Genomic DNA, 21,477 nt, shown 5'->3' with positions numbered 1-21,477 from the left:
CCGTCAGGAGGCCTTCTGCTGGCGCGGGGCGCTGGCAGCCGGGGCTGCGATCATCTTGACCGACGATTCCGCCAGGCCCGCATGACCTTCCGAATCGACAATCAGGTGCCAGTGACCGTTTTCCGGGATCACGATCCGCACCGGTGACTTCTTGGCGACGCCGCCGGTATATTTGAAATCCAGCTTTTCGGAAAAGCGCTGAAAGTTGGTGGGCGTCAACAGACGCACATTGTTGACCGCCGACAGCGTGACTTCGACCGTGGTCCCAGCACGCAACTGCTTGAGATCATAGTGAGTGAAGCGGAAAGCCTGAGCCGCCATAAAATCCTCCTTGGTATGCCATTGTGCGGCGAGGTTAGTTCCAGGAAGTTAAGGAACGGTGGAACCAAAACCCCAAGCTTTCGTTGATAGATCAGCGACGGCAAGCAGCCTCGCGCAGAATACGGACCCGGTTCCCCTGCCACGGTCCATAACAAAGAACCATAATGACCCCCAGTCACTTACCCCCGTCTGCGTCTCCCCTGCGCAGGCGGGGGTTTCTTCTTGGCCTTCGCCGGCGCAGAACCATACACGCCGGATCAAGATGAAGCGCGCCCGCGGTGCGTATGCCGATTTCGGCAATGGCCGATCTCTTCTGGCGACAAGAAAACCAGTCTCTCCTATAAGGATCGCCATGTTCGGTCAGTCTCCCCGTCGATCCATCGCCCGCTTTCGTTTGTCCCGCCCTGCGGTGTTGGCAGCGCTTGCCTTGGGCATGGCGTTTCCCGCGCATGCCGAACCCGGAGATCCGGAGAAGGGCAGGGCGACCTATCGCACCGCCTGTGCCTCGTGCCACGCCATCACCGATGACGCGAACATCTTTGGCCCGCATCTGAAGGGGGTGTTTGGCCGCCCGGCAGGCAAGGTGCCGGACTATAGCTATTCGCAGGCGATGGTGGCTGCGGGCGAGGGCGGGCTGGTGTGGGACGAGGCGGCGCTCTCCGCCTTCCTGTCGAAACCCTCCAAGCGGGTGCCGGGCACCAAGATGCGGTTCTTCGGGTTCTGGTTCCAGTCCGAGATCGACAACGTGATCGCCTATCTGAAGGCCAATCCGTAAAAAATGCCGGACCGGGTTATCCACAGGCTCACGCGGGCGTGACCGCTGGATAGGCGCGTTTGGGCCCCCGCTGCCGGTTCGGTTAAGGATGTGTTTATGAATTCGTGAAAATGAATGGCGTCAGGTGCGGGACACCTCTGCGGTGAAGGGGCCAAGTGGGCCGCAGATCGTGATCCCGGGGCGGCAAAGCCCGATGTTTCGCCTGCGCGTCCGCCGCATGCAGGCTGTGTATGGAGTTTTCGACATGAACAGATCCCCGCTTGCCCTGGCTCTCGTAGCCACTCTTGCTTCCTCTTCTTTCGCAACCCTGGCCTCTGCGGCCGACCTGACCTCCTATCAGGCCCCGCCGAGCTACAACGAGCCGGTCTCCTCCGGCGACACCTGGACGGGTGCCTATGTCGGCGCGCATGGCGGCGTTGCCTCGCGCAAGCTCAACCTGTTTTCCGGCGGCAATGGTGGCGTCGTGGGCGTGCAGGGCGGCTATAACGCCGATGTCGGCGGCATGGTTTTGGGCGGCGAGGGCGAGGTTTCCTATATGGGCGATACCCGCGTCAACGTGAACGGCGGCAGCCTGAAGGAACGCCATCGTCTTGCCGTGAAGGGCAAGGCCGGCGTGCCGCTCGACCAGACGCTGGTCTATGGTACGGCCGGTTTCGCCATGACCAACATGCGCGATAACGGTGCCGTCACCGGTCCGGACGGCTGGAAGGCCGGTTACATCGTCGGCGCCGGCATCGAGCAGAAGCTGAACGAAAAAATCTCCGCCAAGGTGGAATACAACTACACCAGCACGCCGGATGTCCGCAGCACGGTGGCCGGTGTGAGCTCGGAAAAGGACGTGAGCGATCACGCCGTCCGCCTCGGCCTGAACTACAAGTTCTAAAACCGTCCGTCCGATCTCCGGACGGTTGCCTTCTGCGGCTCTCCCGGTATCCGGGGGAGCCGTTTTTGATGGCAAAGGCCCCTCCGGTCTCATTTTTGCCATAAGCCGCCGCTGACTGCCCCTTTCGCCGCGGCGCTGCCTTTTTGCCAGTGTTAGTCTTGCGCGCGATTCGCTGTCTCCGGGGTGGAGAGGTGAAACGCGGTTTCGATCGAAGGAGAATGGAATGACCGACGCCAAGAGCGGTATTTCTGCATTGCGGCCGCACATCACCGTCATTGGCGTGGGCGGCGGCGGCGGCAATGCCATCAACAACATGATCGCCGAGGAACTGGCGGGCGTCGAATTCATCGCCGCCAATACCGATGCGCAGGTGCTCGCCACCTCGAAGGCGACGCGGCGCATCCAGCTCGGCGCGCATGTGACGGCCGGCCTCGGCGCCGGCTCGCATCCGGATGTCGGCCACGCGGCGGCGGAAGAATCGATCGAGGAGATCATGAACGAGCTCGCCGGCTCGCACATGTGCTTCGTCACCGCCGGCATGGGCGGCGGCACCGGCACGGGGGCAGCGCCTGTGATTGCGCGCGCGGCCCGCAATGCCGGCATTCTGACGGTGGGCGTCGTGACAAAACCCTTCTCCTTCGAGGGCAACCGCCGCATGCGCATGGCCGAAGCCGGCATCGAGGCGCTGCGCGAGGCGGCCGATACCGTCATCGTCATTCCGAACCAGAACCTGTTTCGCATTGCCGACGCCAAGACCACCTTCTCCGACGCCTTCATGACCGCCGACCGCGTGCTGTTTGCCGGTGTCGGCTGCATCACCGACCTGATCGTCAAGGAAGGCCTGATCAACCTCGATTTCGCCGACGTGAAATCGGTCATGCGCGGCATGGGCCGGGCCATGATGGGCACCGGCGAGGCGGAAGGCCAGAACCGGGCAATGCGTGCGGCGGAAGCGGCGATCGCCAACCCGCTGCTCGACGACATTTCCGTCCACGGCGCCCGCGGCGTCCTGATCTCGATCTCCGGCGGCTCCGACATGACGCTGTTCGAAGTGGACGAGGCAGCCAGCCGCATCCGCGACGAGGTGCAGGACGAGGCCGACATCGTCGTCGGTGCCATCTTCGACCGCAACCTCGACGGCCGCTTCCGGGTGTCGGTGGTGGCGACGGGGCTGGAAGGCCGGCTGGCTGCCTAATGCTTTCGGGGGGCGGTGTTTGCCCCTCACCCTAACCCTCTCCCCGTTTTGACGGGGAGAGGGGACGTGCCCCGCGCCGGGGCATGGTTTTCCGGATCGCTCGGTGCTCGATCCGGTTTTGCCGTCAGTTCTTCCGTCGGGAATGGCCGTTTTGGCGCTCAGGGCAACGCGCCCGTTTCCGCTTCAATCTCCCGCCCCACACCAAGGTCACTCTGCTGCACTGTGGCGCAAGATGGCGGAGCGCGTTGACCATGCTGACCATGCTGACCAAGCTGGCAGCCTTGCTCCAGCGTCGCTGGGCGCCCGCGTTCCCTCTCCCCGCGTGCGGGGAGAGGGTTAGGGTGAGGGGCATTACGGATGCAGCGGGCGGCGCACCCCCCTCTGTCCTGCCGGACATCTCCCCCACACGGGGGGAGATCGACTCGTGGAGCCGCCCCGTTCCACTTTGAGCGCGTCACCTTGGGAACGACAGGGAAGCACACATAGTCAACGCGATGGCTAACAGCCGCTTCACAGACAATGCCTGCGGGCCTGGAAGCCGGCGCCGCCTGCCGATCTCCCCACCCGTGGGGGAGATGCCCGGCAGGGCAGAGGGGGGCGACCTGGCTCAAACGCCAGCGATCACGCCCTCGCCAGCGCCTTTGCCGTGCCCTCCGGATTGGCGGCAATGACCTTGAGGTAAGCGCGTGCCGTCTGGTCCGGCACGGATCGGCCCTGTTCCCAGTCACGCAGCGTGCCGAGCGGAATCTGGTAGCGGGCGGAAAATTCTTCTTGGGTGAGGCGGAAGGCGCGGCGGATGACCTTCACCTGCGGCATGCGCGGCGCTGCCCGCAACTCATCCTGCGTCATCGGCGGATTGTCGGGATCGGCAAGCGCATTGGCTTCCGCTTCCTCGTTTGTCATTGCGCGGAGGTGGGGCCAGTCGGTTTCGAATGTCGCATCTACCCGCATTTTACCAATCGTTCGCCGCAGCTGTCTAGTCTTCAAATATCCATTTCTAATTGACCGCCGTACGCGCGATTATACAGTCGGAAAAACTCAGCCTTGTTACTGGACGCCCGGAGAAGAGCCATCACCCCAACAAGCTGGCTCTTGAAATGCTCCAAGCCTATATTGTCGGTCAATAACTGATGGTGTCTGTGTTTTCTCTGCCAGTTGGCATCTGCTGGGTTCATCTCGTCTAATCTGGGAAGAACAGGTTTCGGGAGGTTCTTGTATATAAGAAGCCTAACCAACTTCCCGGCGTAACGGGGACCTTTTGTACTGTTTACGTACTTCCAGCCGAATACGCGGAAGAGCTCTTTAAAGAAGTCGCTGGGTACTGCTCTAACCCAGGGTCGATGTTCCGCAAGCACGTAAGCCTCAAGGATTTTCTGAAGCTCGTCCTCTTGTCGGTATTTCTGAAAGCCGGTTACTTCGTCAACAAGCGCGATAATTCCAATTCGCTGAAGTGAGGATAAAATTACTTCGCATTGGTGCGCGATAAAGAGCTGTTGCTCTTGTAATACACCGTAGCGTGCAGCATCGACAACAGCCTGACAAAGTTCCGGAAACAGTTCGGCTTCTAAAGCGAGGACTTCGGTACCGTTAGGCTTCTTAATTTTGATAGGCTCCGCGAAAGCAGCGCGCGCTTCAGCAGACAGGAATTTTGAAACTCTGTCGCCTGAAGCAAACAGACTCAATCTCGTCGTCCCAGCGACCATCGAGCCACCGTCCGCCAAACCTATAGCTCGTTGGACGTCCGCGGCCATCAAGACGCGTCGTCGATCTTGCAAAACATAACACTCGATTGTGTTTTCGCCCAACTTTAATGGCTTGTCGGGAGATCCGTGGATGGCATCCATAATGCTACGCTTCCCATGCATGCATGTACCTCGCGGGTTGAATCTATAGATCTGCCAGTTCCGTATTCTGCTTTTGTTCTCGTCACAATTCCAGCCTGACAAATATGTCAGGCTGGATATTTCTATTTATCCACAGCTTTCGCTCAGCTGCACCCGCTGGTCGCACCGCACGTGTCGCACTTCTCGCACGTGCCATTCCGCACCATCGTAAAGTTCTGGCACTCGGAGCACATGTTGCCCGTGTAGCCTTGCGCGATGGAGCGCATGCGGCGTTCGGCTTCCACCTTCTTGGCTTCCGACTTGGCGGCGGCGGCGTCTGCCTCGGCCTTGTCGGAGAAGAGGGCGGTAGCGGCCTGCTGGCTTTCGTCGGCGATCACCTCTTCGGCGATCTCTTCGGCCAGCTCCTTGGCGCGCTCCTCGTAATCCCGCTTGAAGGAGACGACTTCCGAGGTGGAGATGGCGACCGTCGGTTCCAGCTTGCGGGCGGCGGAGCCGGCGAATGCCGTCACATTGCCGCCAACGGAGGCCTTGGCCGGGGCCGCGCTCAAGGAACCCTTCGGTTCGTTGGCCGCGATCCGATCCGCGCCGCCGGAGACGAGCATCGGCTTGTGGCCGCGGGTCCAGCCGGTGGAGACGAGGTTGGTCTTGCCCTCCTGGATGCCCTTGCCGAGCGCCGTGTTGGAGAAGTCCGACGTATCGACATGCGCGAGATCATGGCGACCGAGATAGGAGACGGCGAGTTCGCGGAACACGTAGTCGAGGATCGAGGTTGCGTTCTTGATCGCGTCATTGCCCGTCACGATGCCGGCCGGCTCGAACTTGGTGAAGGTGAAGGCCTCCACATATTCCTCCAGCGGCACGCCGTACTGGAGGCCGAGCGAGATGGCGATGGCAAAGTTGTTCATCATCGCGCGGAAGGCAGCACCTTCCTTGTGCATGTCGATGAAGATCTCGCCGATGCGACCGTCGCCGAATTCGCCGGTGCGCAAGTAAACCTTGTGCCCGCCGACATTTGCCTTCTGGGTGTAACCCTGGCGGCGGTTCGGCAGCTTTTCCCGTTCGCGGGTCACGCGCTCGATCACCCGTTCGATGATCTTTTCGGTGACCTGCACGGCCTGCGCCGCAGCCGGGGCCTGGATGAAGTCCTCGACGGCATCCTCGTCCTCTTCATCCTCGATCAGCGAGGCATTGAGCGGCTGGGAGAGCTTCGAGCCATCGCGGTAGAGCGCGTTCGCCTTCAGCGCCAGCTTCCAGGAGAGCATGTAGGCCGCACCGCAATCCTCGACGGTCGCTTCGTTTGGCATGTTGATCGTCTTGGAGATCGCACCCGAGATGAACGGCTGGGCGGCTGCCATCATGCGGATGTGGCTTTCGACCGAGAGATACCGCTTGCCGATCTTGCCGCAGGGGTTGGCGCAATCGAAGACGGCAAGATGCTCTTCCTTGAGGAAGGGCGCGCCTTCCAGCGTCATCGCACCGCAGACATGGATGTTGGCGGCCTCGATGTCCTTCTTGGCAAAGCCCAGATGTTCCAACAGGTTGAAGCTCATGTCGGAGAGCTGATCGTCGGAGACCTTCAGCGTGTCCTTCAGGAAGTCCGCGCCGAGCGTCCACTGGTTGAAGACGAACTTGATGTCGAAGGCAGCCTTCAGCGCGCCGTTGACGGCCTCGATCTTCTCATCCGTAAAGCCCTTGGCGCGCAGGGTCGAGGGGTTGACGCCGGGTGCCTGGTTGAGGTTGCCGTGGCCAACCGCATAGGCTTCGATCTCGGCGATCTGGCTTTCGGAATAGCCGAGCGAGCGCAGGGCTTCCGGCACCGCACCGTTGATGATCTTGAAGTAGCCGCCGCCGGCGAGCTTCTTGAACTTCACCAGCGCGAAATCGGGCTCGATGCCGGTCGTGTCGCAGTCCATCACGAGGCCGATCGTGCCGGTCGGCGCAATGACCGTCGTCTGGGCATTGCGGTAGCCGTGCTTTTCGCCGAGTTCCAGCGCCTTGTCCCAGGCGGCCTTGGCATGCGCCACGAGATCCTGGTCCGGGTTTTCCGCATGGATGAGCGGCACCGGGTTGACGGAGAGGCCTTCATAGCCCGTCGCTTCGCCGTAAGCGGCGCGGCGATGGTTGCGCATGACGCGCAGCATGTTGTCGCGGTTCGGGGCAAAGCCGGGGAAGGGGCCGAGTTCGGAGGAAATCTCCGCCGAGGTGGCATAGGCGACACCGGTCATGATCGCAGTCAGCGAGCCGGCAATCGCGCGGCCTTCCGCCGAGTCGTAGGGAATGCCCGACGACATCAGGAGACCGCCGATGTTCGCGTAACCGAGGCCGAGCGTGCGGTACTGGTAGGAGAGTTCGGCAATCTGCCGCGACGGGAACTGCGCCATCATCACCGAGACTTCAAGAACGACGGTCCACAGGCGAACGGCGTGTTCGTAATCGGCAATGTTGATGTTCTTGGTCTTGGCGTCCTTGAACTGCAGAAGGTTCAGCGAAGCCAGATTGCAGGCCGTGTCATCGAGGAACATGTATTCCGAGCACGGGTTCGACGCGCGGATCGGGCCGGCAGCCGGGCAGGTGTGCCAGTCGTTCATCGTGGTGTTGAAATGCAGGCCCGGATCGGCAGACGCCCAGGCGGCGTAGGAGATCTTTTCCCACAGGTCGCGCGCCTTCAGCGTCTTCATCACGCGGCCGTCCTTGCGGGCGGTCAGGTTCCACTCGCCGTCCTTCTCGACAGCGCGCAGAAAATCGTCCTTCAGCGAGACGGAGTTGTTGGAGTTCTGGCCGGCGACCGTGAGGTAGGCTTCCGAATCCCAGTCGGTGTCATAGGTCTTGAACTCGAGGTCCTTGTAACCCTGCTTTGCAAACTGGATGACGCGCTTGACGTAGTTTTCCGGAACCTGGTCCTTCTTGGCGGCGCGGATCTCGCGCTTCAGGGCCGGGTTCTTCGTCGGGTCGAAGCAGTCGTCGCCGTCCGCCTCGCAGTTGACGCAGGCCTTCATGATGGCTTTGAGGTGCCTGGAGACGATCTTGGAGCCGGTGACGAGTGCTGCCACCTTCTGCTCTTCCTTGACCTTCCAGTCGATATATTCCTCGATATCCGGATGGTCGATGTCGACGACGACCATCTTGGCCGCACGGCGGGTGGTGCCGCCGGACTTGATGGCGCCAGCGGCGCGGTCACCGATCTTCAGGAAGGACATGAGGCCGGACGAGCGACCGCCGCCCGACAGCTTTTCGCCTTCGCCGCGCAGATAGGAGAAGTTGGAGCCGGTGCCGGAGCCATACTTGAACAGGCGGGCTTCCCGCACCCACAGGTCCATGATGCCGCCTTCGTTGACAAGGTCGTCCTCGACGGACTGGATGAAGCAGGCATGCGGCTGCGGATGTTCATAGGCCGACTTGGACTTGGTCAGCTTGCCGGTGAAGGGATCGACGTAAAAATGGCCCTGGCCGGGGCCATCGATGCCATAGGCCCAGTGCAGGCCGGTGTTGAACCATTGCGGGGAATTGGGGGCAACGCGCTGGGTGGCCAGCATATAGGCAAGTTCATCGCGGAAAGCGGCCGCATCCTCTTCGGAGGAAAAATATCCGCCCTTCCAGCCCCAGTAGGTCCAGGTGCCGGCGAGACGGTCAAAAACCTGGCGCGCATCGGTTTCCGACCCGTAGCGCTCGCCTTCCGGCAGATCCTTCATCGCCTTTTCGTCGGCCACAGACCGCCACAGGAAGGAGGGAACATTGTTCTCCTCGACCTTTTTCAGGATTTTCGGCACGCCCGCCTTGCGGAAATATTTCTGCGCCAGAACGTCAGTCGCGACCTGCGAAAACTGCACAGGCACGTCGATATCCGCCAGGCGGAAGACGATCGAACCGTCCGGATTGCGGATTTCGCTGGTCGCCTTGCGGAATTCGATCTCCGCATAGGCACCCGCACCGGGTTGTGTGAAACGACGTTCAATGCGCATGTCTCTCGTCCTCGTTGCCGCGCCCCGCTAGGCGCAAAAAATCCCGTCGGCGGCGATCGCATTCTTCAATCGCAGCCGTGTCTGTCTCAACTCGAATGGCAAATCATCCGTGGATGGTCCGACCTGTATCTTGTAGGCATTGTGGCTGTAAACACTAAATATAGCGTAAATCCAGTTTTCCACCAGGGCCTTTGCTGCGCAAGGAGATCGAAACCGGCACGCCAGAACCGTTCCGCGGCCAAACCATCATGGCAGGCCGCCGGTGAAACGTGGGTGGTTGATTTCGTTGTCAGGACCGGCCTCGTAATCTCCGGTCCAGTCGCCGCCGCAACATAGAAACCAATCTTGTTCGGTTGGGTGATTCCGTCAAGGCATAGATTGCAATGGATTTTTAACCACAAGATATTGTGGCTCAAGCCTGTGGAAAACGGGGAGAAGCGAATCGCGTAGGCAAGTCAAAGGCTTGCACGGATTGTTTCATCTCGCGGCAGGCAAAGTGTGCCGTTACGGGACGATATCGCCCACGCTGCGTCCCCAATCACTTGGCGTTTCACCTTGGGCCAAAATGTTAACGTTCAAACATTAGCATGATCCCAAAAGGAAGCGGTTCCACCGAAGGGGGGCGGGAGAGCCGTGCGTTTCGTTGTGACGAGGTTGGAGCCTGCACATGAGTATTCGTAACTTATCCATTTTGAAAAAGGTCAGCCTCGTGGTGGTGCTCATGGGGGCTGCCGCAGCGGCCATCGCGGCCGTCGGCACCAATGGGCTGTTTTCACTCGGATCGGCATTGAAGGACACCGGCGCGCGCGAAGAAGTGGCGCGTGAGGCGATGGACCTGCGCGTCGATATCATCGCGATCAGCCGCATGACCTATCAGCTGGCGCTTGCGCCGGAAAAGGCCGCGGATTTCGCCGCCGAGACGGAAAAGCGGGCGAAGGAAATGCTGGACCGCCTGCCGAAGATCGCCTCCACGGCGGATGCGGAGGAGCAGAAGCAGCTCGCCGACATCAAGACCAGCCTCAACGCCTATTTCGAAACGATCCGCGCCATGGTGAAGACCGCCGGCACGGAGGCGGCCAAGGATCCGAAGATCATGACGGCGGCGCTGAATGCCGCGCTTGATGGCCAGAAGGCCGTCACCGCAGCCGTCAAGGTCTACAGCACATACTCCGCAAAGACGCTGTCGCAGTCGCGTGACTATGCGATCGGCGAATCGCAGATGACGGTCCTGATCCTCGCCATCACGGCGGCGGTCTGCATCGCCGCCGGCGTGGCGCTCAGCCTCGTCATTGCCCGCCGCGAAATCGCCAACCCGATCCGCCGCATGACGCTTGTGATGAGCGCCATGGCCAAGGGCAATTCGGACATGACGGTCAGCGATACCGACCGCAGCGACGAGATCGGTGAAATGGCGCGCGCGCTCGAAGTCTTCCGTGCCAACGAAATCCACATGCGCGAGATGGAAGCGCAGGAAGCCGCCCTCAACCGGCAGAGCAAGGACCTGCAGGTCTCGATCAGCGGCATCGTTGCCGCGGCCGCCGCGGGCGACTTTAGCCAGCGCATCACCAAGTCCTACGAAGACCAGGATCTGGCGCGCTTTGCCTCCGGCGTCAACGAACTGGTGGAAGGCGTCGATCGCGGCATCACCGAAGTGCGCCGCGTCATTGCAGCGCTCGCCGAGCAGGACCTGACGCAGGACATGCGCGGCCAGTTCCAGGGTGCGTTTGCCGAACTGCAGAAGAACGTCAACGCGACGATGGCAACGCTCAGAGCCACGATGGAGGATGTCCGCGCCGCCGCCGGCACGATCTCCGACAATTCCGGCGAATTGTCGTCCGCCGCCAACCAGCTGTCGCGCCGCACCGAACAGCAGGCGGCAGCGCTGGAAGAAACAGCCGCAGCCTTGGAAGAAATCACCACGACGGTGCGCATGTCGACCGACCGTGCCAACGAAGCCACCAAGCTCGTCGGCGATACCAAGGTCAGCGCCGGCCGGTCTGGCGGCATCGTCAAGGATGCCATCGACGCGATGGAGCGGATTGAACAATCCTCGCAGAAGATCAGCCAGATCATCTCCGTCATCGACGAGATCGCCTTCCAGACGAACCTGCTCGCGCTGAACGCCGGCGTCGAGGCCGCGCGTGCCGGTGAGGCGGGTCGTGGTTTTGCCGTCGTTGCTCAGGAAGTGCGTGAACTCGCCCAGCGGTCCGCCAACGCGGCGAAGGAGATCAAGGCCTTGATCAATACGTCGGCCGACGAGGTCAAGGGCGGTGTCTCGCTCGTCCTGTCGACCGGCGAGGCGCTGAAGGAGATTGAAAGCTTCGTCAACCGCGTCAACGATCAGGTGGTGATGATCGCCCGCGCCGCGTCCGAACAGTCGGCAGCGCTTGGCGAGATCAACACCTCCGTCAATCACATGGACCAGATGACGCAGCAGAATGCGGCGATGGTGGAAGAGACGACGGCGGCAAGCCAGGTGCTCGCCTCTGAAAGCCGCCAGCTCAGCGAGACCCTGTCGAAGTTCCGCTTGAGTGGATCGGGCTCCGCTGGCCACGCCTACCGCGCGGCGGCCTGAGCCGGTCTTCACATCCGAGAGAACAGCGAATGAAGCCTGGCATTGCCGGGCTTCATGCCTTAAGGGGCAAGCGGCCGGCGTCCTATGGGGGCGGTGCACAGTCTCCGTAGGGGCTGTCTTCAGTCAATCGTGTCGGGGATGAAGCCGCCCGTCTGCCGCCTCCAGAGACGCGCATAGAGCCCGTTGCCCGCGGCCAGATCGTCGGGCGTGCCTTCTTCCAGGATGCGGCCCTTGTCCAGAACGACGATCCGATCCATGCGGGCGATGGTGGAGAGTCGGTGGGCAATGGCCACGACCGTTTTACCCTCCATGATCCGGTCCAGTTGCTGCTGGATTGCCGCCTCCGCTTCGCTGTCCAGCGCGGAGGTCGCTTCGTCGAGCACCAGGATCGGCGCATCCTTCAGCAGGACGCGAGCGATCGCAACGCGCTGGCGCTGGCCACCGGACAGCTTGACGCCGCGATCGCCGACAAAGGCCTCGTAGCCGGAGCGTCCCTCCTTGTCGGTCAGGTCCGCGATGAAACCATCGGCCTGCGCCGCCCGAGCAGCGGCTTCGATCTCGGCCTGCGTCGCATCCGGGCGCCCGTAGCGGATGTTGTCGGCGACGGAGCGATGCAGCAGCGCAACGTCCTGCGCGATCACGCCGACATGCCGGCGCAGACTGGCCTGCGTCACATCGCGAATATCCTGGCCGTCCACACGAATGGCGCCGTCGTTGATGTCGTAGAAGCGCAGCAGCAGGTTGACGAGGGTCGTCTTGCCGGCACCGGACAGCCCGACCAGCCCGACCTTTTCGCCGGGGCGGATCGTCAGCGACACGTCGTCAATGACGGGCCTGCCGCTCGTATAGGCGTAACGGACGCGCTCAAAGCGGATGTCTCCCCGCGTGACGGAAAGGTCCGGGGCGTCCGGTCGATCGATGATCGTCGGCGGCGTCGTCATCACCGGCATCGCGTCCTTGATCGTGCCGAGCGTCTTGAACAGCTGCTGGCCCATCTGGATGAAGGTGAAGGAGCCGGCCGACAGCCGCTGCAGGATATAGACGGCGGCCACGAAATCACCAACCGTCAGGAACCGGTCGTAAAGCCCCCAGAAGCCGATGCCGAGCATGGAGAGCCAGAGCGCCATGTTCGCCGTGATGATCACCAGTTCCGAGGTGCGATAGGCGCGCTGCTCGTGGTGCATGGTGGAGACCGCCTTGCTCATGGTCTGCCCCAGCGCACCAGCCTCGCTGTCTTCGGCGGCAAACTGCTTCACCATCTGGATATTCACGTAAACATCCATCATCGCGCCGGAAACCAGGCTGTTCTGTTTGGCCGAGCGGCGGCCGCGGGCGGAAAATTCCGGGACCACCCAGACGGTGTAGAGAACGCTTGCCGCCACCCACACGGCGACCGGCACGGCCAGTTGCCAGGACATGGTCAGCAGCAGGAACAGCGATCCGACGATCTGCAGCAGGAAACGCGGCGCCGTCTGGAAGGCAATCAGGATCTGCTGCTGAACCGCATTGGCGACCTGGTTGAGACGCGAGGCGACCTGTCCGGCAAACAGATCATGGAAGAAGGACAGATCCTGCCGTTCGACGGCCTTGTGCCCCTGCCACTGGATCGCAATCGGCAGGCTGATGCCGATCGTATGCGAGTTCAGGATATTGGTGATGTAGAAGGTGACCGGCAGGACGGGAAAAATCAGCAGGGCGAGACCGGCCAGCAGCCCGGCCCGCTGTTCCACGAACGTCTCCACGCCAAGCGAGGTGACGCCATCGACGATGACGGAAAGACCCCAGATGATCGTCAGGTTGATGGCTTCCACCATCATGGACGTCAGCGCCATGAAAAAGATCGCGCCGCGGAACATCCTGATGAAATGCAGGAGAACCGCAAGCGGCCCCTTGTCCGGCATGGGCCGGTAGGGGATGTCCAGCGGCCGGATCATTCGTTCGAAGGGCCGGTAGACCGCATCGGAAATCGTCATGACGCTCTCGCTCTGTCGAATCGGAAAAGCGGCTCGCAACGCGAAACAGGAGCTCAGTCCCATGGAGCATCTTCCGCAGGGAGCTGCAATTCAAAAGCTGACAAAGTGACAAGAACGCCTGCGGCTTATCAGGCGCAAACGAGAAAAGCCCGCCGGTGGGCAGGCTGTCCGTCAGGCGAAAAAGTCAAAGGCGCATCAGGAGAGAAGGTGTCAGCCCTTGTGACCCTTGGCGATCGGCTCCTGATAGGTAAAGCCCATGTCCCAGGGGAAGTAGATCCAGGTATCCTGGGACACTTCCGTGATGAAGGTGTCGATGGTCGGCACGCCCTTCGGCTTGGCGTAGACGCAGGCGAAATGCGCCTTCGGCATCAGGGTGCGCACTTCAGAGGCGGTCTTGCCGGTATCCGTCAGATCGTCGATGACCAGCACGCCCTCGCCGCCATCGGCGGTCAGTTCCGGGGCAATGCCCTTCAACAAGTTGAATTCGCCCTGGTTGACATAGTCATGGTAGGAGGCGACGCAGACCGTGTCGATCAGGCGGATGTTGAGTTCCCGCGAGATGATGGCGGCCGGCACCAGTCCGCCGCGGGTGATGCAGACGATGGCGCGGAAATCCCGGCCAAGGCCGGCGAGGCGCCAGGCGAGAGCCCGCGCATCACGGTGGAACTGATCCCAGGAAACGGGAAAGGCTTTTTCGGGTAGAGACATGGCGTGGGCTCCAGACGGCGCGACAAACGAAAAAAGGGCGCGCCGAGGATGCGGAGCAGCCCGCGGGCCGCGTGTCATTCACGCCTGGCCCGTTGGCCGTTGCTATTAGCGGCAAGTGATCGGATTAGGCAAGCGGCTCGATGGCCCGTTTACCGCGACAGAAGCGTGACTGCCGTCATGCTTTCGAGAACACTGCGGGTAACGCCGCCAAACAGCATCTCCCACCAGCGGGAATTGCCGTAACCGCCCATGACGAGAAGATCGACACCCTCTTCGGTCAGACGGTTCTCGATCGCCGCTGCCGTGGGGATCTGGCAATTCTCCTCCGTGCGGAGGGTCACCGGGACGCCGTGCCGGGAGAGTGCGGCCGCCAGATCGGCGCCCGCAAGGTCCGGCGCCTGGCGCGGCATGCCGGGTGGATCGACGGAAAAGATCTCGACGCTCTCCACCGTTTTCAGGAAGGGCAGCGCTTCGAAGGCGGCCCGCGTTGCCTCCTTCGATCCGTTCCAGGCGATCAGCGCACGGCGGATCGGCTGTGCCTCCATCATCACATGCGGCACAAGAAGCAGGGGACGACCGGTCTCGAAGAGGAGCGTTTCCAGGTTGGCGCTGTTGTCGGATCCGGTGCGTTCATCGGCCTGATAGGCGATGACGAGATCGCTTGCTCTTGCACATTCCAGCACGCTGTCGGATCCGTAGCCGGAGGTGGAGACGTAGCGGCGGAATTCATGCGCCACCCCTTCCGGCTCCATCCGACCCCGAAAGATGCCTTCAATCCGTTTGCTCTCCGCCTGCGCGGCCTGCTGCAGCGCCTCGACCGCGGTCGGATCGGGGATCTCCATCGGCGCGATCAGCGGCACCGTGGCCAGTGTTTCGGCATGCAACCCGACCACATGCGCGGAAAACTGTCGTCCGAGGGCCGCCGCAAAATCACTGATCGGTCCCGCATTGTACTCGTTATCCAAGATGGCGACGATCGTTTTGTAGGCCATGGCGGTTACTCCTCAAATGCATGCCGGAAGATGATGAAGCATCCTCTCCCTCAAGACATGGGAGGTCATTGAGCTGGGTCAAGACACAGACCGCGGGTGGCCGGATGCCTCGCCTCTGCTCAGGCCTCCGGGCCGGGGTGGCTCTCCGCCGCCTTCGCTGCCGTGATCTCGCCGATCATGGCAAGGATGGCATCGGCTGCAGCATTGAGCACCGCCTCATCGCGGGCCCGCACCACCAGTTCCGTCGAAAACCGCTGGCCGTCATATTTCGGATAGGACCCGATGCTGGTGTCCGGATGCGCCTTCTGCACGGCGCCGAGCAGCGTGCCGATATCGCCTTCGCCATAGGGGCAGGGCAGGGCTCTCGTCAGCATGCGGCTGCCGGTCTTCAACTCCGGAAGGATGTTGTCGACCATCGCCTGGAACACCTGCGGCACGCCGGCCATCACATAGACGTTCTCGACGATGAAACCCGGTGCCGTGGAGACGGGGTTAGGAATATGCCGCGCACCCCGCGGCATCCTCGCCATGCGCTGGCGGGCTTCTGTAAACTCCATCTCGCGGCGCGCATACATCTCGCCCAGAAGCTGCATGGCCTCGGCATCATGTTCGCAGGGCAGGCCGAACGCCTTTGACACGGCATCGGCCGTGATGTCGTCATGCGTCGGCCCGATGCCGCCGGAGGTGAAGACATAGGTGAAGCGGGTGCGCAGCGCGTTCAGCGCCTCGACAATTGCCTCTTCCTCGTCCGCCACGATGCGGACTTCCTTCAGATCAATGCCCGCCAGCAGAAGAACATCCGCCAGATGCCCGATATTCTTGTCCTTCGTGCGGCCGGACAGGAGTTCGTCGCCGATCGCAAGAATGGCGGCGGTTACAATAGCGGAATTCATGGGAAACCCTCTTGAGGACATATCAATGGCTGTCTTTGCTTACGCCAGATTCGGCCCCGCCGGAAGCGAGGTGCCAGTGCCGGTCGTTACGCAATTTTGACCGATTCGGATTTGTCGTTCATCGATTGCGAACAGTGCGTGCCGCAGATGGGCACTGGCAAGTTCAGGCAAACTGCATAAATCTCTCTTCGCAAACGCAGGCACCAATCGGGCCGCGTCATTCAACGGAGAGAGACATGGCAAAGGTTCTGGTTCTTTATCATTCCACCTATGGACACATCGAGACGATGGCGTATGCGGTCGCTGAAGGTGCGAAAGCAGAAGGTGCAGACGTGACCGTCATGCGCGTTCCCGAGCTGGTACCGGACGAGGTTGCCAAGGCATCGCACTACAAGATGGACCAGGCGGCCCCGGTCGCAAAGGTGGATGACCTGCTGGAATACGATGCCATCATCGTCGGCGCCGGCACCCGTTTCGGCACGATGGCCTCGCAGATGCGCAATTTCTGGGATCAGACGGGCGGCCTCTGGTTCCAGGGCAAGCTGATCGGCAAGGTTGGTTCCGCCTTCACCTCGACGGCGACCCAGCATGGCGGCCAGGAATCGACGATCCTCTCCTTTATCCCGACCTTCCTGCACCACGGCATGGTCGTGGCGGGTCTGCCCTATTCGTTCCAGGGACAGATGGGCACGGAAGAAGTGAAGGGAAGTTCGCCGTACGGCGCCTCCACGATCACCAATGGCGACGGGTCCCGCCAGCCGTCCGCGATCGAACTGGACGGTGCGCGCTTCCAGGGCGCCCATGTGGCGAAGATCGCGGCCAAGCTCGCCGGTTGATCAGCCGAATCGCAAGGCAAGACAAGCCAATGGACGGCAAGGCGCGGACGCAGGTTCGCGCCTTTCTCTTGGGAACGGGTCTTCAGGCGAAGGTCGAACTGATCGGCTGGAACAGCCTGAGCCGTGCCGGCGGTTGCCGTCGGCGACCATTTTTCCAGTCGATGACAAAATCGATGACATCGGCCGCAGCCTGATGGGTCAGCGGTTTGGGGATCACACCCAGCGCACCGGCATCGCGCCCTTCGACCAGCATCGGATTACCGGTGACGAAGATGACGAGCAGACCCCGTTCCACCAGCATGCGTGCCAGCCGCGGACCGGTTTCCCCATCGGCCAGTCGCACGTCGACGAAGGCGATGTCGGCCTCCGGTGCGTAGTTCAGCGCAACCATCATGTCCGGCGCAATGCCGACCACCTCGTGGCCGGCGCGCGTCACCGCTTCCTCCAGATCCATGGCGATGAGGAGACTGTCCTCAACGATGAGAAATCGGTGCTTCACATCCAACCCCATGCTTGGGCAACCCCTTGTTTGTGTGGAGCGATATAGAGTTCCAACAGGCGGCGGCAATGGTTGTGGGCGTACAGACGCCGGCGGTCGGAACTCACTCTTCCCAGATCGGCCGGAACCGGCGGTCGATGAGCTTCAGCGAGCGGTCCGGTTGAAGCACGTAGGTTTCGATCGCCACCCGGCCATCGGCATTGAACTGATGGGTGAGGAGGCTGCCGACCGGCGACTTCGTCAGCTTTGTGCGCGGCTGACCACCATAGGTGATGCTGCCGGGTATGGGATCGACCTGCGGTGTCGTGCAGCCAGCGAGCAGAACACCCGCCAACGCGGCTGCAATGAGCATCTTCATGGATCTGGTCCTTGTCGTGTCGTGATAGGGGGTAACGGGATGGGCTGGGGCGGGTTCCCGCAAAGTCCGGTCCGCGTGATGGGCCAGATGTCGTGTTGACGAGGGCGCCCATCAAGATCGCCGAACGAATCTTGTGCAACATGCCCTTGCATTTTTCGCGCAACCTGCTGAATAAGGCCCTCGATTGCGGACGTGGCGAAACTGGTAGACGCAAGGGACTTAAAATCCCTCACCTTCGGGTATACGGGTTCGACCCCCGTCGTCCGCACCACACTTTGGACATGGCTGGAGGAATGTCGCGCGAATAATTGGTCGTGCGGACAGTTGGTCGTGCGAACCGTCAGCGGCGCCAGAAGATCGGTGTGATCAGCACGAGCACGGTCAGGATTTCCAGACGCCCCAGCAGCATCATCAGCGTCAGAAGGCAGAGCGCCGGTGTCGAGAGGGTCGAAAAGTTACCCGCAGGACCGATGATGTCGCCGATTCCCGGGCCGACGTTGGAAAGGCAGGTGATGACCGCCGAAATCGACGTGATGACGTCGTAACCGAGCATCGCCATGCACAGGCTGCCGAAAGCCCACAGCAGCACGTAGAGGCTGACGAACAGGAAGATGCCGCGCAACACGTCCGGGTCGACCGTCGCGTTGCCGTAGCGCACCGGGTAGATCGCATTCGGATAGATCAGCCGTTTTGCTCCTGCCCGGATGACGTTGAAGATGACCACGAGACGATAGGCCTTGATGCCGCCGGCTGTCGAGCCGGAGCAACCACCAAGGAAGGTGATGAAGAAGGCCAGCACGATGAGGAACGGCCCCCACAGCGTGTAATCCTCGCTGGCGAACCCCGTCGTCGACAGAATCGACGAGATGTTGAAGAAGGAATGCGTCATCGCCACCGAAATATCGACGCCGTTTCTCAGGTGATTGTAAAGACCGGCCAGAACGGCGAAGAGGGCAAGGTAACCGAGAAAGAAGGCGACCTGCGGATCGCGCAGCGTATCCAGTCGCCGGCGGATCGCAAACAGGATGAGAATCGAAAAGGGCAGGCTGCAGAGGGTCATGAAGAAGGTGCCGACCCACATCAGCGGCAGGCTCTGGAAATAACCGAACGAGGCATCGTGCGTCGAAAACCCGCCGGTCGCGACGGTCGCCATGGCGTGGTTGACGGCATCGAAATGGCTCATGCCCAACATGTCGTAACTGACGGTGCACGCCACCGTGATGCCGACATAGACGGCCATGAAGGCGCGCGTGAAGCTCGCGATCTTGGCAAACGGCTTGTCGTTGGTGTCGGACGATTCCATCTTGAAGAAGGACATGCCGCCGACCCGCAGGAAGGGGAGGACGAAGAGGCCAAGCGCCACGATCCCGATGCCGCCCAGCCAATGCAGCAGAGAGCGCCACATCAAAATGCCGGGCGGCATGGAATCGAGGCCGCTCAAAACCGTTGAGCCCGTCGTGGTGATGGCGGAGACCGATTCAAACAGGGCCTGCGCAAAGCTGAGGCCGATCGGCGACAGATAGAGCGGGATGGCGCCGATGAGCGAGAACACGGCCCACAGCAGGTTGACGATGAAAAAGCCGAACCGCTTGTTGAACACCGGCGGCGTGCCGCGCGTCGCCATGGAGGCCGCCAGCGACAGGCCGCCCACCATCGCAGCCGCAAACGCAAAGATACGCCAATCGGGATTGCCGTAATAAAGATCGGCCAGCGCCGGAATCAACATTGCGGCAGAAAGGTAAAGTCCGCACAGCCCCGAAATGTAGATCGAAGAGCGGAATAGGTTCGCGTTCAAAAGCTGAATGTCCCGAAAGCTGAATGGCCCGAATTGTTGGCTGCGAAAAGAAGCTTTTGTCTCTCTCGATCAGCTATGGCATAGCGGGCCTTGCTTTGAAATTCAACGGATGGACATCGATGACGACGCAAGCTGTGGATGAGGCAATGCTGGCCATGCGGGAGATTTTCCCGGAAACGCCACTGCAGTTGAACGAACATCTGAGCCGCCGGTTCGGCGCCGACGTCTGGCTGAAGCGTGAGGATCTGTCGCCGGTGCGCTCCTACAAGATCCGCGGCGCCTTCAATTTCTTTCGCAAGACGATCGCCGACGGCGGAGACGACCGGGTGTTCGTCTGCGCCTCCGCCGGCAATCACGCGCAGGGTTTTGCCTTCGTGTGCCGGCATTTCAAGGTGCACGGCGTGGTCTTCATGCCGGTCACGACCCCGCAGCAGAAGATCGACAAGACGCGCATGTTCGGGGGCGAATACATCACCATCCGCCTCGTGGGCGATATTTTCGACCAGTGCTATGCCGCCGCGCGGGCGCATGTGGAGGAGATCGACGGCGCCATGGTGCCACCCTTCGACCATGCCGACATCATCGAGGGCCAGGCGACGGTCGCGGCGGAGATCCGGGCACAGTTGCCCGAAGGCGTGACGCCCGATCTGGTGATCATGCCCGTCGGCGGGGGCGGCCTCTCCTCCGGCATGACCGGATATCTCGCAAGGGATTTGCCGGATAATGCCTTCCTGATGGTCGAGCCCGCCGGCGCGCCGAGCCTGAAACGAAGCCTTGAGGCGGGACAGGCCGTGACGTTGTCCAAGGTCGACAACTTCGTCGATGGCGCCGCGGTTGCCCGCATCGGCGACCTCAATTTCGAAGCCCTCAAGCGCTTTTCTCCGGCGCAGGTGATGGCGGTGCCGGAAAACGCGATCTGCGTCACCATCACCGAGATGCTGAATATCGAGGGCGTGGTGTTGGAGCCGGCCGGTGCGCTGTCCCTGACGGCGCTGGCAGCGCTCCACCCGGAGACGGTGCGCGGCAAGACGATCGTCGCGATCGTGTCCGGCGGCAATTTCGATTTCGAGCGTCTGCCGGACGTCAAGGAGCGCGCCATGCGCTATGCGGGTCTGAAGAAATATTTCATCCTGCGGCTGGCCCAGCGTCCGGGAGCGCTGCGCGATTTCCTCAATCTTCTGGGCCCGGACGATGATATCGCCCGCTTCGAGTACCTGAAGAAATCCGCCCGCAATTTCGGTTCGATCCTGATTGGCATCGAGACCAGGCGTCCCGAAAACTTTGCCGATCTGCTGCAGCGTTTCGAGGAGGCAGGCCTCGGCTACCAGGACATCACCGAAAACGAGATCCTTGCGAACTTGATCATCTGACAGCGTTTGAAGTATCCGGATAACCACGCGGGCCTTTCCTGAGGCTCCAGGCAAGACAGGAAAGGCAAAACCCATGGCGTCGATAATCTCGAAATTCTTTTCCATGCTGTCCGGCGGCGGTGCCGCACCGAAGGCCGAAGCCAAGGTGGAGCCGCAGGAGCATGCGGGCTGCCGGATTTTTGCCGAACCGATGCGGGAGGGCTCGCAGATCCGCCTCGCCGGCCGCATCGAGAAGGATGTCGATGGCAGGACGCTGGTGCGCACCTTCGTGCGTGCCGACATGTTCACCGCCATGGATGACGCGCTCGACTGCACCTTCCGCAAGGGCCGCCAGATCATCGATCAGAACGGCGCCTCCCTGTTCGGCGACGGCCAGGAAAACCGCCCGGCCTGAATGTGAGGATATGACATCTTCCTGATGTATGATCACTGAATTTTAAAGGGTTTTCACTAGGGTCGGTCGGATATTCGCTCCCAGTATTGCCCGGTGCATTGATGTAT

At 61.5% G+C, this 21,477-nt stretch carries 18 protein-coding genes and 1 tRNA gene; 8 read left to right on the top strand and 11 right to left on the bottom strand.

The features are described from left to right. Nucleotides 1-3: 3 nt before the first annotated feature. Nucleotides 4-321: a DUF1883 domain-containing protein gene (locus G6N78_RS15730; protein ID WP_165220091.1), complete on the bottom strand. Its 318-nt coding sequence runs from the start codon at nt 319-321 to the stop codon at nt 4-6. 433 nt (nt 322-754) lie between these two features. Between G6N78_RS15730 and G6N78_RS15725 the strand changes: the two genes are divergently transcribed. The 3 genes from G6N78_RS15725 to ftsZ all read left to right on the top strand — a co-directional run bounded on the left by G6N78_RS15725 (nt 755) and on the right by ftsZ (nt 3,174). Next, entirely contained in the window at nt 755-1,096 is a 342-nt protein-coding gene (locus G6N78_RS15725) for a c-type cytochrome (RefSeq protein WP_234905818.1), read from the top strand. A gap of 244 nt (nt 1,097-1,340) precedes the next feature. Then, entirely contained in the window at nt 1,341-1,979 is a 639-nt protein-coding gene (locus tag G6N78_RS15720; protein ID WP_165220087.1) for an outer membrane protein, read from the top strand. A gap of 223 nt (nt 1,980-2,202) precedes the next feature. Further along, nucleotides 2,203-3,174, top strand: a complete 972-nt coding sequence (gene ftsZ / locus G6N78_RS15715) for a cell division protein FtsZ (protein ID WP_165220085.1) — start codon at nt 2,203-2,205, stop codon at nt 3,172-3,174. A gap of 621 nt (nt 3,175-3,795) precedes the next feature. Here ftsZ and G6N78_RS15710 read toward each other — a convergent pair. From G6N78_RS15710 to G6N78_RS15700, 3 genes are all read right to left on the bottom strand, one after another. Then, nucleotides 3,796-4,125, bottom strand: a complete 330-nt coding sequence (locus G6N78_RS15710; RefSeq protein WP_165220083.1) for a helix-turn-helix domain-containing protein — start codon at nt 4,123-4,125, stop codon at nt 3,796-3,798. Between the two features lie 32 nt (nt 4,126-4,157). Next, nucleotides 4,158-5,018, bottom strand: coding sequence for a P63C domain-containing protein (locus tag G6N78_RS15705; protein ID WP_165220082.1), 861 nt, complete (start codon nt 5,016-5,018; stop codon nt 4,158-4,160). A 143-nt stretch (nt 5,019-5,161) separates the two neighbouring features. Further along, complete coding sequence (locus tag G6N78_RS15700) at nt 5,162-8,977, bottom strand: vitamin B12-dependent ribonucleotide reductase (protein ID WP_165220080.1); 3,816 nt, start codon at nt 8,975-8,977, stop codon at nt 5,162-5,164. 667 nt (nt 8,978-9,644) lie between these two features. Here G6N78_RS15700 and G6N78_RS15695 point away from each other — a divergent pair. Beyond that, nucleotides 9,645-11,552, top strand: a complete 1,908-nt coding sequence (locus G6N78_RS15695; RefSeq protein ID WP_165220078.1) for a methyl-accepting chemotaxis protein — start codon at nt 9,645-9,647, stop codon at nt 11,550-11,552. Nucleotides 11,553-11,671: 119 nt separating this feature from the next. Here the strand turns inward: G6N78_RS15695 and G6N78_RS15690 are convergent, their stop codons facing one another. The 4 genes from G6N78_RS15690 to G6N78_RS15675 form a co-directional block, all read right to left on the bottom strand. Continuing rightward, nucleotides 11,672-13,525 (bottom strand): ABC transporter ATP-binding protein, encoded by a 1,854-nt coding sequence (locus G6N78_RS15690; protein WP_165220076.1) that lies wholly within the window; start codon nt 13,523-13,525, stop codon nt 11,672-11,674. Nucleotides 13,526-13,735: 210 nt separating this feature from the next. Beyond that, complete coding sequence (gene gpt, locus G6N78_RS15685) at nt 13,736-14,233, bottom strand: xanthine phosphoribosyltransferase (protein WP_165220074.1); 498 nt, start codon at nt 14,231-14,233, stop codon at nt 13,736-13,738. Between the two features lie 149 nt (nt 14,234-14,382). Continuing rightward, entirely contained in the window at nt 14,383-15,225 is an 843-nt protein-coding gene (locus G6N78_RS15680) for a universal stress protein (protein WP_165220072.1), read from the bottom strand. A 119-nt stretch (nt 15,226-15,344) separates the two neighbouring features. Further along, nucleotides 15,345-16,118, bottom strand: a complete 774-nt coding sequence (locus G6N78_RS15675; protein ID WP_370691447.1) for a competence/damage-inducible protein A — start codon at nt 16,116-16,118, stop codon at nt 15,345-15,347. A 236-nt stretch (nt 16,119-16,354) separates the two neighbouring features. Between G6N78_RS15675 and wrbA the strand changes: the two genes are divergently transcribed. After that, nucleotides 16,355-16,954 (top strand): NAD(P)H:quinone oxidoreductase, encoded by a 600-nt coding sequence (gene wrbA / locus G6N78_RS15670; protein WP_165220068.1) that lies wholly within the window; start codon nt 16,355-16,357, stop codon nt 16,952-16,954. Between the two features lie 82 nt (nt 16,955-17,036). Here the strand turns inward: wrbA and G6N78_RS15665 are convergent, their stop codons facing one another. Both G6N78_RS15665 and G6N78_RS15660 read right to left on the bottom strand, forming a co-directional pair. Continuing rightward, entirely contained in the window at nt 17,037-17,465 is a 429-nt protein-coding gene (locus G6N78_RS15665; protein ID WP_165220066.1) for a response regulator, read from the bottom strand. 91 nt (nt 17,466-17,556) lie between these two features. Next, complete coding sequence (locus G6N78_RS15660) at nt 17,557-17,811, bottom strand: hypothetical protein (RefSeq protein WP_165220064.1); 255 nt, start codon at nt 17,809-17,811, stop codon at nt 17,557-17,559. A 186-nt stretch (nt 17,812-17,997) separates the two neighbouring features. Here G6N78_RS15660 and G6N78_RS15655 point away from each other — a divergent pair. Next, nucleotides 17,998-18,082: transfer RNA gene (locus tag G6N78_RS15655), tRNA-Leu, on the top strand. A gap of 69 nt (nt 18,083-18,151) precedes the next feature. Here the strand turns inward: G6N78_RS15655 and G6N78_RS15650 are convergent. Continuing rightward, nucleotides 18,152-19,606 (bottom strand): TrkH family potassium uptake protein, encoded by a 1,455-nt coding sequence (locus tag G6N78_RS15650; RefSeq protein WP_165220062.1) that lies wholly within the window; start codon nt 19,604-19,606, stop codon nt 18,152-18,154. Between the two features lie 119 nt (nt 19,607-19,725). On the opposite strand from G6N78_RS15650, the gene ilvA reads away from it, so the two are divergent. Together ilvA and G6N78_RS15640 are read left to right on the top strand one after the other, a co-directional pair. Continuing rightward, nucleotides 19,726-20,976, top strand: coding sequence for a threonine ammonia-lyase (gene ilvA / locus G6N78_RS15645; protein ID WP_165220060.1), 1,251 nt, complete (start codon nt 19,726-19,728; stop codon nt 20,974-20,976). A gap of 73 nt (nt 20,977-21,049) precedes the next feature. After that, the gene (locus G6N78_RS15640) at nt 21,050-21,370 is read left to right on the top strand and encodes an HlyU family transcriptional regulator (RefSeq protein WP_165220058.1); all 321 of its coding nucleotides are present in this window, start codon (nt 21,050-21,052) and stop codon (nt 21,368-21,370) included. The last annotated feature ends 107 nt before the right edge of the window (nt 21,371-21,477 follow it).

The organism is Allorhizobium pseudoryzae, assembly GCF_011046245.1.
Classification (GTDB): domain Bacteria; phylum Pseudomonadota; class Alphaproteobacteria; order Rhizobiales; family Rhizobiaceae; genus Neorhizobium; species Neorhizobium pseudoryzae.
This window is presented reverse-complemented; position numbering and strand designations above follow the sequence as displayed.